Origin of the sequence: Arthrobacter gallicola, from assembly GCF_014836775.1 — a bacterium.
GTDB classification, from domain to species: domain Bacteria; phylum Actinomycetota; class Actinomycetes; order Actinomycetales; family Micrococcaceae; genus Arthrobacter_B; species Arthrobacter_B gallicola.
Map to the genome: position 1 here is coordinate 142,123 of NZ_JACSQD010000006.1, position 15,836 is coordinate 157,958.

The window sequence follows — 15,836 nt, forward strand, 5'->3', positions numbered from 1 at the left end:
GCGCCGTCCTAGTTTGCTCCCAGGCGGGTACCTTCGGCTTCAGCCCCCGTTACCCACTGGGTCGCTGCAGGCACGGCCTTCGGCGCCCGCAGGAAAGCTTCCAACGCCGCGGACACCGAACCGTAGTCCTGCACCAGCCTTCGCGGCAGAGCACCGACTGCCTTGCCCATGGAAACCTCGACCATTGCGTCCGACGCCAGATCCTGGTTCGCAAGCACTGCCCACGTCCGCCCGTCCACACTGCGGTGGCAGACATAACCCGAAGCAGGTCCACCGGCAACCTCAAAGCGAGCTGTCCCCTGGACCACCGTCAAACGCCACTTTGCCTTGCCGTCCAGTGCCCGCAAAGCCGTCTCAGCTGCCTGGCGGGCACCCGCGAGGGTGTCGAATTTCCGGCCGTCTACCAGCCACGCAGACTTCTTCACCGCCGGCGCTTTCTGTTTCTTCATTCCAGCCCGCCACCCGACGCCGATATTCGATCCGCCGACGAGTCCTCCCAACCATGCCACGCCAGCAGAACCATAGTCATCGACGTTTGTCAGAAGTACGAATGCCACTATCAACGCCCCGACCAGACACACCAGCGCCACCCACGCCTGGCGCATCCCGAACCGAAAGAGCCAGATCCCCACGACCGGTCCCGCCACCAGCGCCGCCACGGCGACGGACGTAACTTCGAATTGTCCCAGGAAAACCAAAGCAACGGATCCGAAGAAAATAGCACTGCCCAAGACGAGGTAGCCCAGCCCCGACTCCTGTTTCGACCTGGACTTCTTAGCTGTTCTATTCATGTTCCCGCTCGCATTTACCAGCCCATTACTTGCCTGATCGTGTCGCCACCCGCACCTACTGAGAGGCCACCCACGGTGCCTCCCCACAACCCAATGGTATTAGTTTGTGCGAAATTGAACGCGCCCGAGAGTGTTCTCGGTGCGAAATAGGGCATCTGCTTAAGGGTATTAACGCCCGTCTGCTCAAGGTAGCCTCCAACGACCGGCAGCTTGTTGATGGGCATTGCCGTCGCAACGGTGCCAAACAACGCACTCGTACCGATGTTTACTGGATCTACGCTTTTGCCCGATATAGCGCCGTCTAGAGCGGCGCCACCACCGGCACCCATCCCTCCCATACCCGCGGTCAGGACCGTTGAGAGAAAACTTGTGGACGATCTGCCAGCAGCCATGGCCAGTGAGCCTCCGAAGGGGACTGCGAGGCCGCCAACGGCTCCGGCGAATCCGCCTCCCGCGATGGATCCAGCAAACTCCCAGCCGTTCTTGATTTGCCAATCGTTTTTCGCCAAGTAGGTGGCTCCGCCACCCAACGAGCCCAGCCCTCCTCCGACGCCGGCTGCCGTCCTGAAGGCTGCCGCCGCCTGAGCCGGTGCGGCCGTCACCAAGCCCTTGGCCCACGTTGCTGCACCCCCGCCGATCGCGCCGGTGACCCCGCCCACCGCGGCATTGCCGAGGACGGACCACCAGTCCACCGACCCGCTTTGCATGTCCTGGGAAATCATCGACATCCCACCACTAGCCAGTGCACCGGCAATAGCCCCCGCGGCAATGAGGTTCAGCCCGGGAACGAACATCACCCCAACAGCTGCGGCGACCGCAACGGCCCCCAGAATGGTCTCCCAATGGCTGCCAGCCTGCTGGTCGTAAGCCTTCAGTTCCTCATCCGTCAACGGCCGCAAGCCGGTGGGATCCGTAGCGTTCAGCGGGTTGTTCCCGGCGTAGGAGTACGGGTTTCCGTCCCATCCAGCACCGAGCACCGGTGTCAGCGGATCGGTGGAGAGGAAGCCACGGGCCATGGGGTCATAGGCCCGGGCGCCGAGCCATTCCAGGCCCGCGATCTCCAGGCCGCCGCCACCGGTCAGGCTCACCCCGGACGGCAGCATCCCCGCCGGCCCGGACAACCCGGCCAACGCCCCCGGGGTACCCATCCCGGCAGCTGCACCCGGTTCCGGAACCATAGACACGCCCAGCACCGCCCACGGATCAGCTTCATCGGTGGGTCGGGCGGCACGCCACCCCGGCGCCAGCCACGATTCCCCGAAACCGGTGACGCCGCCGGGCAGGTTCAACACCTGCTGGTCGCTGATACCCGCCAGCGTGGGCACGGGGTTCGCGGTGTCCCACCAGACCGGGCAGCCATCCACTGAGGCCAGTTCACCCAGGGCGTCCACCCAGAGTTCGTGCCCGGTTGTCTTCTCCCCGTCGCGGGTGCGGTCCACCGTGCCACGCAGATACCCGGCCGCACCCCAGACGTACTCGGTCCAGGACCCATCCGGGCCAATCAGCCGGGAACGGCGTCCCAGCCCGTCGTACACATACTCCGTCCGGGACCCGTCCGGTTCGGTCACCGAGACCAGCTGGCCGGCCGCATCATAGGCAAACGATCGGGGTCCGGCCGGGGTGAACTCCCGCACCAAACGCCCGCCGTCGTCGTACTGCCACTCCGAGACCTGTGTCCGGGCCGAGGACGCAGCACCGGATTCCCCCAACGGGGTGGTCGCCGCGGCGATCAGCTGCCCCGCACCGTCATACCCGTACCGGGTGACCGTCCCGGCGCGGGTCAGGCCGGTGATCCGGCCGTCCTCGTCCCGGCCGATCAGCGTGATATCCGCCGCCTCTGCGGAGTCTGACCCGTTAACCCAGCTGTGTTCGGCCAGGACCCCGTTCCGATACTCCCACTCCTGCACCAGCTCCCCCGCCGTCACAGCGGTCAGCCGCCCGGCAGCATCATGGGTAAACGTTGCCTCGCCGAGCCGGGGATTGTGAACGCTCTTCACCCGGCCGGCAGCGTCACGGGAGTAGGTGGTCGTGGTTCCGGTGGTGTCGGTGAACCCGGTCCGGTGCCCGTCGGCGTCATAGGACCAGGACAAGCCCTGCCCGCCCCGTGTCCGGGAGGTCAGCTGGCCGCGCCGGTCAAAACCGAGCTCGTGCTCCACGACCAGCCCGTCATCCCCGGTGTGATCAGTGATGACCACCCGCCGGGACACGGCATCCCGGTCAACACTGCACAGCAGTCTCCCGTTGAAAGAGGTGCTCTTCTCCCGGCCCGCCGCGTCATACGTCCAGGCGGTGGTGTTCCCGTCCGGATCCGTCTGCGTGAGCTGCCGCCCCGCAGGGTCATACGTGGCCGTCGTGACCCGGCCCAGCGGATCCGTCACCGACTCCACCTGATCCGTCTCCGTATACGAACGGACGGTGACCCCGCCGGTCGGGTCGGTGATCCGGACCAGCCGGCCACGGGAGTCATACTCGAACCGGGTCCGCCCACCCACACCGTTGACCGTCTCGACCAGTTCCCCGGCCTGGTTGTACTTGAACCGGCGGGTCCCGTACCAGGAATCCTGCGAGAAACTCAGGCGTCCGGCCTTGTCATACCCGTACCGGGCCACCCCGGAGCCGGGGCTGCGGCGCAGCACCAGCCGCCCGCACGCGTCATAACCGAACGTCTCGGTGTCCCCGGTCGGCAGGATCCGGGCCACGACCCGCTGATCGACGTCGTAGACCAGTTCCGTGACCGCGCCCAGCGGATCCGTGGTCTTCCAGGGCCGGCCGCAGTCATCGTACTCGTACCGGGTCACCGCCCCGGACGGGGACGTGATCGAGGTGATCTTCCCGGCAACATCCCGGCCCAGGACCGTGAGCCCGCCCTCGCCGTCGAGCAGTTCCACCGGGTTCCCGGCCGCGTCATACGTGACCAGCTCTGCGGTGCCGTCCTCGGCTTCGGACCGGACGGGCCGCCCGTACTCATCGAAACTATAGGTTGCGGCGCAGAACGCGTCCCGGATTACCGCGGTCCCGGACTTCCGGTCCGTGGACGCATCGATCCGCACCCCGGTGGGATCCACGACCGCGGTCAGCGTACCAACCTTGTCATACTCCCGGATCCAGTCGTGCCCGGCCGGGTCCGTGATCCCGGTCAGCCGGGACAGTGTGTCGTGGGTGAAGCCCCAGCGCGCGCCGTCGGGCAGGACCGCGGCAGTAACATTGCCGAGCTCATCAAAGATCCGCTCAATGCTCCGTCCCAGCGGGTCCGTGGTGCGCACCAGTTCGCCGTTGGCGGCGTAGTCCAGTGCGGTCCGCCCGCCGTCCGGGGCAATCACGGCGGTGATCCGGCCGGCGGTGTCGTGTTCGAAGGACCAGGCAGCACCGTCGGGGTCCTCCCGCCGGACCAGCAGCCCGGCAGCGTCATAGGTGAAGCGGGTCTGCGCGCCGGACGGGCTGATGGCTGTGACGGGCCGGCCGGCGGAGTCACGGACAATCCGTGCGGTATCCCCGGCCGCATTGGACGTGGCGGTCAGCTCCCCGTAAGCGTCGTACTCGAAGCCGACGCTCACCCCGGCCGGATCCACCACCCGGATCAGCAGCCCGTCCCGCCAGGTCAGTTCGGTACGCCCGCCCAAGGGATCCAGGATCACCGCCGGATCCCGGCTGAGCTCATCCGCATACTCATACGTGACCACCGACCCGGACTCGGTAACCAGGGTGGTGATCCGGTCCTGCTCATCCCACCCGTAGGTCAGGTCCGCGCCCTCAGCCGTGACAGTCCGGGTCTTCCGGCCACGCTCGTCATAGGCGTGCACGGTGACGGACCCGTCGCGCTCGGTAAAGGAGACCAGGTTCCCATGCGCATCGTAGGCCATGGACTGGCGCTGGTCATGGGAATCCAGCACCCCAACCAGACGGCCCTTGGCATCAGCGATCCAGGAATTGGACCGGGTGCCGTCCTCATCGGAGACCACAGTGACCCGGCCGGGAAGATACGCGAACCGGGTCCGCCGCCCGTGCTGGGTCAGCTGCAGGACCACCCGGCCCTGCTCGTCATACGTGTTCTCCGCTTCCAGCACCCCGGCAGCCGAGTAGACGGCGTCGATCAGACCCTGCTCATTCCACCGGTAGGTGCGGGTGCCGGTTTCGGTGGTCACCGTGACCAGCCGGCCGGCATCGTCGTACCCGTACTCCACCCGGCGCCCGTCCGAAGCCCGGACCACCGCGATGAGGCCCTCCACGTACTCCACGTCCAGGAACCGGCCCCGCACATGCTCCACACGACTCACCACTGCGGTGACAGCATTGTCGGCGGAGGTTGCGGCGTCGTCAGAGGTTGCGGCGGCGTCCGCCTCCCCGACACCTGCTGCGCTGTCCGCGACGATGCTGTCCCGGAGCACGGAAACGGTGCGGCCGGGCCCGGCGCCGGTGCCCAGCCACTGACCGGCCAGCGTGTAAGCCCACCAGGTGCCCTGGTTATCCCGGACCACCAGCACCTCGGTACTGCCCGCGGGCACGGACGTCAGTTCCCCCAGGACCGGCGCAGTCACCGGTTCCCGGGTCAGCCAGTAGTTCTCGCCCACACCGCGGGCCCAGCCCTGCCCGTCGCGGGGGAAGTCCACGGCCCGGCCGTCCGCCAGCACCCACCGACAGCCCTCATCGGAGAGCACCAGATGCTGATCCAGGACCGAAGCCCAGCCCGGACCAAACACACCCGGGACTTCAAGGCCGGAGGCCAGCGAGTTATACATCCGGGTCAGCAGCAGGTTCGAAGCGGTCCCGGTGAACCCCAGATCCGCTTCCGGCTCAATGAAGTTACCCGTGGCAGTGTTCACCGGGTCATTGGCGTACCCCGTGCTGGGCATCGCACCCGCGGCCGTCGGCGGATCGATGGCCAAGGCCGAGCGAGTGGCACTGATCCCGGCGGCCGCGAGGGCTTCGTTCAGCGCCGCATCCGAAACGGTGGAGACGTTGCCTTCCCCGCCGGCGGCGGCAAAGGCATCGGCCATCTGAACCGCCCACCGGGCATCGTTCTCGTTGGCATCCAGATACTGGCGGTAGGCGCGGATCACCCCTGCGGCGTCAATCCGGCCCCAGTAGCAGCTGGAAGCAAAGGAGGAGAGGTGGCCTTCCAAGGTGCCGGGAGCCCCGGCCAGGCTTGAATCCAAACTCCGTGAGTTGGCGGCAAAGGTCCGAAGGTTCGAGGGACGGGCGGAGGTGGTGCCGCCGCCGTATCCGCCGCCGGAGGGCGGGGTGCTCCTGGACCCGGAAGACGCAGTGGCCGGGGCGAACGTCGGCGCGGGACCGGGGTTCATGTTGGGACGGGGATCCTCACCCCAGATCCAGTCCCCTACTTCCTCGAGCCAGCTGCGGTTATTGTGCCGGCGGACCCATTCATTGTTTTCCCGCCGTCGGGCGTCCTCTTCCCGCCCGGCGTCAATCATCTGCTGAACATAACCGGCAACCGTCCGCAGCGCTGATGCCAATGCGCTTGCATCGCTGGCTGCCGTGGTGGCGTTGGTCTGGAATACTTCGGAGAAATGTCCCTTGAAATCTTCTTTCGCTGCCGAGACATAGGAATACCGCGCCCCGGTTTGTCCCTCCAGACGAGATGCTTCCGTTTCGAAGGCTCTCTTCACGTCCCCAGCTACGGCATAACTGAAGCGTCCCCCGTTCGAAGCATCCGAAGCCGGCAACAACGGCATTTCAACGAAATCGGTCACAATCAGCGCCCCCCACTGAATAAAATCTGAAACGCGTAACGGCGGGAAGCTCCCGATCGCCACGGCAAACGGCACACGACAAAACCCATAGCGGGTCGGTGGACATCCTCGACCGTTATGCATGACCCGGCCGGGACGAAAATGCTGATGCGGGCCAGGCAGCCGCAGGTTAAAAAGATACGGCTACCCGGCCCTCACACCGAAAACTGCCCGATTCTTCGGGGTTCTAGGCGCCGCCGCCCGCGGAGAAGATGTTCTGGGAGATCTGCTGGAGCTGACCGCGCAGCTGCTCGAGTTCTTCCCGGGCCTTATCCAGGGCTGCCTTCGTTTCCGGCCAGGTGGAGCCCCGGAACTGGGCCGCCAGCGGGCCATCCCACACGTTGGGATCCGAGAGAATCCGGCCCTGGGCGTCCAGCGCCGCAATCTGATCCGTGAAACCGCCGTTGATGATGGACTGCACCTGGCCAATGGCAGACTTAGCCTGCTCAGTAGACAACACACGTGACATGAAAAAACTCCCCCTATGTGAACTTACGTTTCTCCAACGGGTGCAGACGCTCCCGGTGACCGGACGAAGGCAGAATACCAAGATCACTGACTAATTCCAATATCGGTAAACCGGCGGCTTTGACTGGACAACCCTTAGTGGACGCAGCCAAACGCCGGAAATCGGATTAGCAATTCGAACCTCCGGCACCCTATGATCATCATGCTTACGGCAGCGGACGCGGGGGGACGATTATGCCAATTTATAGGGGAGCCCGGAAACACGACACGGGCTACAAAACGGTTCCGGGCCGTGTAGTGGGCGTCGCTCTTGCCGCCGTCAGCCTGCTCGCCGTAACGTCCTGCACGCCGCAGCCCGAACCCGAGCAGGTCTCGGACCCGGTGAAGCTGCTGCAAAACGTACGCGTCAATCTGTCCTCAGCTGCAGGTGTGGAGTCGATACAGGGCACCACCATCTCCGTCGCCGCCGACGGCACCTCCTCCGCCCAGGAGACGCAGTACGACGCCGCCCAGGTGCTGGGCGACCTGCCGGTGCGGGTGAGCGTGCAGTACCGGGCCGGAGACAAGTCCGGCTCCGACCTCAGCGATCTGCAGGGCCACTCCGGGCCGGTTGAAATCGATCTCACGCTGGAGAACCTGACCGTTAAGCCTCAGCTCATCGAGTATGACGCCGCCGGCCAGCTGCGCTCGGAGACCGCCCTGGTGGGTGCACCGCTCACCATCGCCGCCTCGACGACGCTGCCCGGTGTCCGGCCCGACGCCGTTACACCGGCATCCGCGGACGGGACCGCCGGCACCAACGGGGTCCTGAGCAGCACCGAAGACGGTGCCGCCGTCGTCCAGTGGGCCACTGTGCTGGCTCCTCCACGCTCCGGCGCCAGCACCACCCTGCGGCTTGCTGCTGAGGTGCAGGACTTCAAGGTCCCGTCCATCGACGTTGCCGTGCAGCCGGGTCTGAGCACCGATTTGAGTGCCGAAGGCGTGCTGACCGGCGCGTTTTCCTCCGGTACGGGCTCCGAGATGGACCTCCAGCGCCGCACCATCACACTGGTGTCCGAGGTCAGCACCGTGCTGACCAAAGCCGGCTCCACGATCACCGAAGTGCGGCGGAACCTGGAAGAAACCTCACAGACACTGGGCGTCAGGACCGCCGGCGAACTGCGGGACAATTCCCAGGCCCTGGCCGCCACCATGGCAGATCTGAAGCAGCAGCTGACCGTTCTCGGCACCGACTTGGAAACAGCCACAAAGGCAACCCAGTCCACCACCTTGTCCCAGCTGCAGCAGACCGTCTCCGCCGTGGACGCCATGCTGGGTGACACCTCTGCGGTCCCCCCGCCCGCACCGATCGACGGCGAGGGTTGCCTGGCGCAAGTCGCAAAGCCGGAGCAGGCTGCCACAACGGTGTATGGCAGCATCCTGACCATGGCCGCTCAGCTGGACGCCTATGCGACGGTCAGCGCTGATTGCCGGGACACTGTGGCAGGGGAACTGCGGGCCACCATTGGTCCCGAAACGCCGACCGAAGAGGTATGTGCGGCGGAGGCCGACGCCGGAACCAGTTCCGTGACCTGCTCCCTCGAAGGCTCCACCCTAACCATTGAGGCCGCATTGCTGGGTTTGGTGGAAAAGGGTGAGGAGCTTGTGGCAGTCCTGCAGCCGCAGGTGGTCGAGAACGCCATCCGGGACCAATCGGCTGCGTCCGCGGCCCTGGGCGAGGCGAGTGCAGCCCTCGCGGTGATCCTTGACGGCGCAAAACCCACCGAGGACTACAAAGCCGCCCTCGCCGAGGTGCACACCGCCATCGAATCCGCCCGGGCATCAGTTGCGGCAACACGGGACGCCTCTGCGTCGGCCCGCAGCAGCATCAACGGCCTGCACCAGAAACTGACTGCGATTGGGGACACCGCGGCGGACGCCCGGTCAGAGCTGACCGACGGCCCGCTCTGGGATCCATCCCTGGCCGAGCAGAACCAGCGGCTGGCGGACGACCTGTGCAAAATGGCGGACGGCGGCATTCCGGCTCCCGGAAAGCTCTCTGACAAGGACGCGGAGCGGCTTCGCTCCTACCTGACGGCGGTGCCCTGCGATGCCGCTGATCCGGCCCTGAAACCGCCCTTCGGTGTACAGGAGCCCTTGGACGACCGGCTGGATGCACAGGCTGCTGCCTGGGACGCCGTCCTTGCATCCGTGGACACGGCGGCAGCGGATCAGCAGATCAGCCAGGCTTTTACGGCGCTCGACGCCGCGATCGAGAATATCGACGCCAAGCTGGATGTGGTCACCGAAACGGTCAAGGCACTGAACAGCGCGGCCACGGAAAATGTCACTGGCACCAAGCGTGGACTGGAATCCCTGGACGAAAAACTGGATGCGGCCATCGATTCGTCGGCCGGGGTCGGTGCGGCTCTGACGGGACTAAAGGAGGAGCAGGACACCCTTGCCGATGATCTCCAGAAAGCCCTCGAGGGTGTCTCCAAAGCTACCGCCGAAGAGGTCCGCGAGGCCGTAGCCGAGCAGGTGCGCCAGGTTGCCGAACTTGGCGAAAAATCTTCCGAGAACGTCGTCACAGCTTTCAACAACTCCATTGCCGGACTGGAATCCACCTCGGACGGGGTGGTCGGCGAGGCCAAGGGCACAGTCGACGAGCAGCGCAAGGATCTGCTCGGACGCAGCAGCGCCCTGGCCGGCAGCCTGTCCGAAAGCACCGAGGCCTCACTCGCGAACATTGCCTCCGGCACCTCGGGTTCAACCCGCGACGTCGAGGGTGCCAGCGCGCTGCTCACCTCCAGCCTGAACAAGGTGATGCTGGACCTCGGTGACCGCTCGGTGAACGGATCAGGGCTGCTCGGCTCCATGACCACAAGCGCCGCCAAGGCCGAGACGGCCGACTACCAGCTGGCGCTGGCCACCCAGAATGCGGAAGGCTACGCCAATATCCGTTCCCGGGACGTAGCCGGGCTGCTGCTCCGCCAGGCACAGTTCAGGGCCTCGCTCACCGCCGTCGACGATCTTCCGCCGTTCCAGCTGCGGGTACCCGACGGTGCGGACTCACAGACCCTGTACACACTGAAGATCGGCGCCGGCGCATGAACTCCCGCACCAAGCTGCTAACCCTGGTTGCGGCGGGACTGGCGGTGGTTATTGCAGCTGCGGTCGCCCTGACCATCACGCTGAACCAGCCCAAGGAAGCACCCCGGCCGGATCCCGTGGCGGCCACCGTGCCCGTGGCGCTGAGCGCTGACGGACTCCCGGACTCGGTGTCAATCGGCATTGTGCTGACCTTCGGCCAGTCCGGTGAACCCGGCTCTGAGTACAACCGGGCGGCCCAGGGCGCCGTCGTCGCAGCACAACGCTTCACTCAGAGCGGCACCGCCGTCACGCTCCCCACCCAGAATGACCGCGGCACGGAAGAGGGCGCGCGTGAGGCCGTCAGTTCCCTGGCCGGACAGGGTGTGTCAGGTCTGGTGGTGGCAACCACCGGTGTGCAGGCTCAGGCAGCGGCCAAGGCAGCAGAGGAAATCGGCCTCCCCGTGATCCTCCCCTACGCCGAGCCCGCTGAGCCAGCCGACCCTGCACGGTCCACCTGGACCACCAAGCCAGCCGGAGCTGCCTCCGCCCTGCAAACCGCCTTGGCGGGGAAGGAACGGGTCCTGTTCATCAACGACGGCGGTTCGCTGCCCCCTTCGGTGGAGGTGGCCCAAACGCTGACGCTCGGGGAGTTTGAGGACCTTCAGGCCCTGGCCCAGGAAGCAGCCGTCCGCACCGGGGATCAGCTGATTCCACCGGCCGCGGATGCGGGTGCCGAACCGGTCCGGGTAGCGGACCCTGCGGACGCCGCGGTGGTGTCTGCTGCCACACCGCAGCGGCTGGCCCAGCTGGTCCAGGCTCTGCAGGCCCGCGGCGTTACGGTACCGCTGGTCCTCCCGGACGGAGCCACCACCCCGGCTTTCGCCTCTGCGCTTGCCGAGCTGGATGGAACCGCCTCGGGGCAGCTGGTCAGCATTGCCTCCGACGGCGGCGACAGCACTGCGCTGCAGCAGGACGCCCAGGGACGGGGAATGTCCGCGTTCCTGTCCGCGCTTCGCCTGGCGGCTGGTGAGCCGGACACGAAGAATCTGACCGGTGACGCTCCCTTCGCTGCCGACGCGTGGGCGGCCGATCCGGCCAGCCACGACGCCGTCGTCGCCCTGGTCCGCGCTGTGGCCCTGGCCGGAAGCGCCGAACCGGCACAGGTGGGCACTGCGCTGCGCGCGGTGTCCTTCGGCCCGGGGGAAGGAAGCGCCGGTTCAACCCTTGATTTCTCCGGCCCCGCGGCGCTGACGGCACCGGCTGTGCCCGTCTTCGCCTCGATCCAGGACCTGGGCCTGCGGCCGGCTGATGCATTAGCTCCACGGCTCGTCTGGGTGCCGGCACCCGCCAGCCCCTGATATCTTTCGCCGGTCCGTCTGCGGCGGACCGGCCACCATTCCACCACGGAAGGAACACCCCAGGTGCGCGTGCTGATCGATCTGGATGAGCGGAGCTTCGAGTGCGAGGTGGCCCACGCCGCGCCGGCCATCACGCTTGCCGATCTGGTGGAGACGGCCGGAGGGCCGCGGCTGGCACCGGATGAAACGGTGTTCCTGGACCAGGCGGAAGTCAGGGGATCCACTCCCGTCTCCGAACTCGTGCTCCTGGAAGGCACCCGCATCGCTCGGGCACCGTGGCCCGCTCCGCAGCGTGTGCGGGGGTGGAGTGTCACCCTGGCCGGCGGCGGGCGTGCCGGCACGGTGATCGAAGTTCCCCAGGGACGCGACATGCTGATTGGACGCTCCCCCCACGCGGACCTCACCCTGCCGGCGGAGAGCGCCTCCTGGGAGCACTTCCGCCTGCGCAGGGAGGACACCGGGCTGCGGGTCCTCGATTGCGGCTCCACCAACGGGACCAGCGTGAACGGAGAGCCTGTCGGCGGCGACGGAACCCTGGTGACCGATACGGCTGCGGTCACTGCCGGCGGGACGGTGCTGCTGGTGCGGCCGTCCCTGGATGAACCGCTCGCCCCCGCGCCTGGCACCCTGCACAATCTCACTCCGGCAGCAACGGCCCCCTTCAACCGGCCGCCGCGGCCCGGCAGGGCGCCGGCCGGAGATCCCCTGGTGCCGCCGTCGCCCAAGGACGTGCCGCCGGCCAGCAAGTTCAGTTACATCACGGTGCTGGCTCCCCTGGTGATGGCGGTGGCCATGGTGATGATTCTGCGGGACCTGCGTTTCGCCATGTTCGCCATGCTTAGTCCGGTGATGGCAGTGGGTATGTGGTTCGAGCAGAAACGCCGGTACACGCGCGGGCTGAAGGAAGAAGAGGAACGCTTCAACGGCGCGCTGGAGGAATTCGAGGACCAGATCCGCCTGGCCGCCGAAGCCGAGACCGCCCGGAGGCACCGGCTGATCCCGGACCCCGCCACCGTGGTGCGGCGGCCGGCCCTGCCCGTGACCTCCCTCTGGCAGCGCCGCTCAGACGCCGACGATTTTCTGGCCCTGCATGCCGGGACCGGAGATGTCCCCTGGACACCGGAGCTTGACCGGTCGGCGAGCGCCCGGCTGGACGCGAAGGTCAAGGACAGGCTTGCCGCCGCGCGGCTTCTGGCGGCCCCCGTCCTGGTGGATCTGACCAACGCCGGTGTGGTGGGAATGGTTGGACCGCGGGAAGGTACCCTGGCGCTGGCGCGGTCCCTTCTGGCCCAGGCCGCGGTCCATGTCGGTCCCGCGGATCTAACCGTCGGCGTCTTTTGCGACGCCGGCCGCGCCGAAGAGTGGGAATGGGCGTCGTGGCTGCCGCACACCCGCCAGGCAGGCAGCAGCACCGGCCAGCGCTGGATGTCCGCCCACCGGGAGACCAGCGTGAGCATGCTGCGCTCCCTGAAGGACACCGTCCAGGAACTGCCGACCCCGGCCATGCTCGTGGTCCTGGATTCGGAGGTCCTCACGGAAGGCCGCGATGCTCCGGCACGGGCACTGCTTGGCATGGGCCGCGCAGCGGCGGGCACCTCTTCTGAACGGCGCCGGTCCCGGGTTGCCGGAATTGTCATTGCCGCCTCGGAGGAGCAGCTGCCCGCAGCCTGCACCACCATCATCCGGGTCGGCGAAGACGCCGCGGCCACGCTGGAGCAGCCGGAGGACCTGACCCGGGTGGAGGACCTCATCCTGGCGGGCCTGGACCGGGAGGAAGCGCTGCGCTGCGCCATGCGGCTGGCGCACTTCGATGATCCGGAACTGAGCGTTCCCGGTGCCTCCCTGCCCTCCCTTGTCCGGCTGCCCGGCCTGCTGGGCTTTGAACGACCGGACCCGGCGGCCATCCGCCGCCTCTGGCAGGCCCCCACCGGGGTTTCGACGCCGATTGGCACCGGCGAAACCGGCGTCCTGTCCCTGGACCTGGTCAAGGACGGACCGCACGGTCTGGTGGGCGGCACCACCGGCTCCGGCAAGTCCGAGTTCCTGCGTTCCCTGGTGGCCGGGCTGGCCGCACGGAACGATCCGACCCGGCTGAATTTCATCCTGATCGACTTCAAGGGCGGCGCCGCGTTCAAGGCCTGCGAACGCCTGCCGCATACCATCGGCACCATCTCCAACCTCGATGAGCAGCTGGCCGACCGCGCTCTGCTGGCCCTGGAAGCGGAGATGGAACGCCGGCAGCGGGTCTTTGCCGCCGCCGGAGAGGGGATCGATAACCTCAACGCCTACCTAGCCACCAACCCGGCTGAGCCGATGCCCCGGCTGCTCCTGGTGATCGATGAGTTCGCGATGCTGGCCAAGGACTTCCCGGATGTCCTCAAGGCGCTGGTCAGTGTGGGAGCGGTGGGCCGCACCCTGGGCGTGCATATGATCCTGGCGACGCAGCGGCCGGCCGGCGTGGTCAGTGATGACATCCTCGCGAACACCAACCTCCGGGTGGCTCTCCGGGTGCAGAGCCGCGAGGATTCGAACAACGTGATCGGGGTTCCGGCGGCCTCGGACATCGGACGGGCCCAGATGGGCCGTGCGTATGTGAAGCTCGGCCAGGATGACATCACCCCGGTGCAGACGGCCCTGGTGACCGGGCGGGCCCAGCTCGGCAGCGGCCCTGCCGTGGATGTCCGGGAGATCGGCCGCTTCGGTGTGCCTGTGCCCCCGGCTGCGGCCCCCCGCGCCGCCGCCGCGGATGACAATGACCTGGACCTCCTGATCAATGCCGTCGTCGGGGCCAATGCCGAAGCCGGCTTCGCTGCACCCCGGCAGGTCTGGCCGGAGGCGCTCGGCGAGCGCGTGGAGCTGGCGGGGTTCCTGCCGGACGACGGCGGACCCGCAGTCACAGCCGGAGCAGCCGGGGACGGGATCAGCGGGCCCGCCGTCGGTGGTGTCCAGGGTTCTTCGGTCCTGGTGACCCTCATGGACGAGCCCGAACTGCAGCGTCAATCCGCGGCGGGCTGGGACCTGTCTGCCGGGAACCTGATGCTGATGGGTGTGGCCGGTTCCGGGACCAGCACCACCCTGGCCTCGATCGCACTGTCTCTGGCCCGGGACACCGATCCGGCGGACCTGGACCTGATGGTCCTGGACCTCGGCTCCCGGGGACTGGAAGCCCTGGAGCGGCTGCCGCACACCGTGGCGTACGTGGGCACCGGGGCCGGCGCCAAGGAACAGCAGGCCCGGTTCCTGCGCCATCTGCATACGGAGCTGGAACGCCGCCGTGCGGAGCCGGGAAAGCACCGGCGCACCGTCGTCCTGCTGGACGGGCTGGCCTCGCTGCGCGACGAGTTCCAGGATTACGAGGGCCAGCAGCTGATGGATCTGCTCTACCGCGCCTACGCTGACGGCCCTGCCCTGGGACTGTCCTTCGCCGTCTCCACCACCCGGGCCAAAGCAATTCCCTCCGCCATGAACGAAGTGACGCTGCAGCGCTGGCTGTTCCGGCTGGCTGACACCTACGACTACTCCTCGCTCGGAGTCCGCGGCAAGCAGATCCCGGCGGCGCTTCCGGGCCGCTGCGTTGATCCCCGCACCTCCCTGCAGATGCACGTGGCCACCCCCGCGATCGGGATGCCGGCTGCTGTGGAGCGCGTGAGGGAAGCCTGGGCCCACGCACCCGCCAAGCCGGCGGCGATCCGGCGGCTGCCCTCCGACGTCACGCTGGCCGAACTCGGAGTGGAACCCCGGCTGGAGGGCGAGCCGTGGCTCATCCCCGTCGGAGTGCATGAAGCGGACCTGTCCCCGGCCTTCCTGGAGGTCTATGAGGGCGAACACGCGCTGATTGCCGGGCCCGCACGCTCCGGCAAGTCCACGCTCCTGCTGGCCCTGGCGGCCGGGCTGCGGGGTGTTGCCACCGCGCGGGGCCCGGCCCAGGTCTGGGGCATCTGTGGCCGCCGCTCCCCGTTGGGGGACGCCGGACTGGACCGGGTGGCCACGGACACCGACGAAATTCCGGGCCTGCTCGCGTCCCTGCGGCTTGAACGCGGCACGGTGTTCCTGCTGATTGACGACGCGGAGCGGTTCGAGGACACCGACCAGTCCATCGCCGGGATCGTGGCTTCCGGCCATCCCGGACTGTGCGTCATCGCGGCGGGACGGGCCGCGGACCTGCGCGGACTGTACAGTCACTGGACCAAGACGGTCCGCAAATCCCGTCTGGGCGTCCTGCTGCAGCCGGATATTGATTACGACGGCGAGCTGCTGGGCACCATGCTTCCCCGCAAGGCTCCCGTGGCCCTCACCGCCGGCCGCGGGTACCTCGGAGTGGGCGGCCGGACGGCGCTGATCCAGTCGATCAGTCCGGAGCGGGCACCCTAGGCCGGGCGGCGGCCGCAGGAGAGACGGAT

Annotated in this window: 6 protein-coding genes; 3 read left to right on the forward strand and 3 right to left on the reverse strand. The window is 67.5% G+C overall.

The window, feature by feature from the left end; translation table 11 throughout:
- Positions 1-8 precede the first annotated feature (8 nt).
- The 3 genes from H9639_RS13250 to H9639_RS13260 all read right to left on the reverse strand — a co-directional run bounded on the left by H9639_RS13250 (position 9) and on the right by H9639_RS13260 (position 7,007).
- A complete protein-coding gene (locus tag H9639_RS13250) occupies positions 9-791 on the reverse strand; it encodes a hypothetical protein (RefSeq protein WP_191808551.1) in 783 nt (260 codons plus the stop codon).
- A gap of 14 nt (positions 792-805) precedes the next feature.
- On the reverse strand, positions 806-6,415 hold the full coding sequence (locus H9639_RS13255) for a DUF6531 domain-containing protein (protein WP_191808552.1): 5,610 nt from the start codon (positions 6,413-6,415) through the stop codon (positions 806-808).
- 310 nt (positions 6,416-6,725) lie between these two features.
- Positions 6,726-7,007, reverse strand: a complete 282-nt coding sequence (locus H9639_RS13260) for a pyrophosphorylase (protein WP_191808553.1) — start codon at positions 7,005-7,007, stop codon at positions 6,726-6,728.
- Positions 7,008-7,303: 296 nt separating this feature from the next.
- Between H9639_RS13260 and H9639_RS13265 the strand changes: the two genes are divergently transcribed.
- The 3 genes from H9639_RS13265 (at position 7,304) to H9639_RS13275 (ending at position 15,807) form a co-directional block, all read left to right on the forward strand.
- Positions 7,304-10,099: a hypothetical protein gene (locus tag H9639_RS13265; RefSeq protein WP_318242089.1), complete on the forward strand. Its 2,796-nt coding sequence runs from the start codon at positions 7,304-7,306 to the stop codon at positions 10,097-10,099.
- Positions 10,096-11,436 carry a type 1 periplasmic-binding domain-containing protein gene (locus H9639_RS13270; protein ID WP_191808555.1) on the forward strand — a complete coding sequence of 447 codons (1,341 nt, stop codon included), beginning with the start codon at positions 10,096-10,098 and terminating at the stop codon, positions 11,434-11,436. The genes H9639_RS13265 and H9639_RS13270 overlap by 4 nt, the downstream gene beginning before the upstream one ends.
- Before the next feature lie 63 nt (positions 11,437-11,499).
- The gene (locus tag H9639_RS13275; protein WP_191808556.1) at positions 11,500-15,807 is read left to right on the forward strand and encodes an FtsK/SpoIIIE domain-containing protein; all 4,308 of its coding nucleotides are present in this window, start codon (positions 11,500-11,502) and stop codon (positions 15,805-15,807) included.
- Positions 15,808-15,836 lie beyond the last annotated feature (29 nt).

Coding starts and splice junctions, on each gene's coding strand:
- H9639_RS13250 (WP_191808551.1), bottom strand. CDS start 791: ATGAATAGAACAGCTAAGAAGTCCAGGTCGAAACAGGAGTCGGGGCTG.
- H9639_RS13260 (WP_191808553.1), bottom strand. CDS start 7,007: ATGTCACGTGTGTTGTCTACTGAGCAGGCTAAGTCTGCCATTGGCCAG.
- H9639_RS13270 (WP_191808555.1), top strand. CDS start 10,096: ATGAACTCCCGCACCAAGCTGCTAACCCTGGTTGCGGCGGGACTGGCG.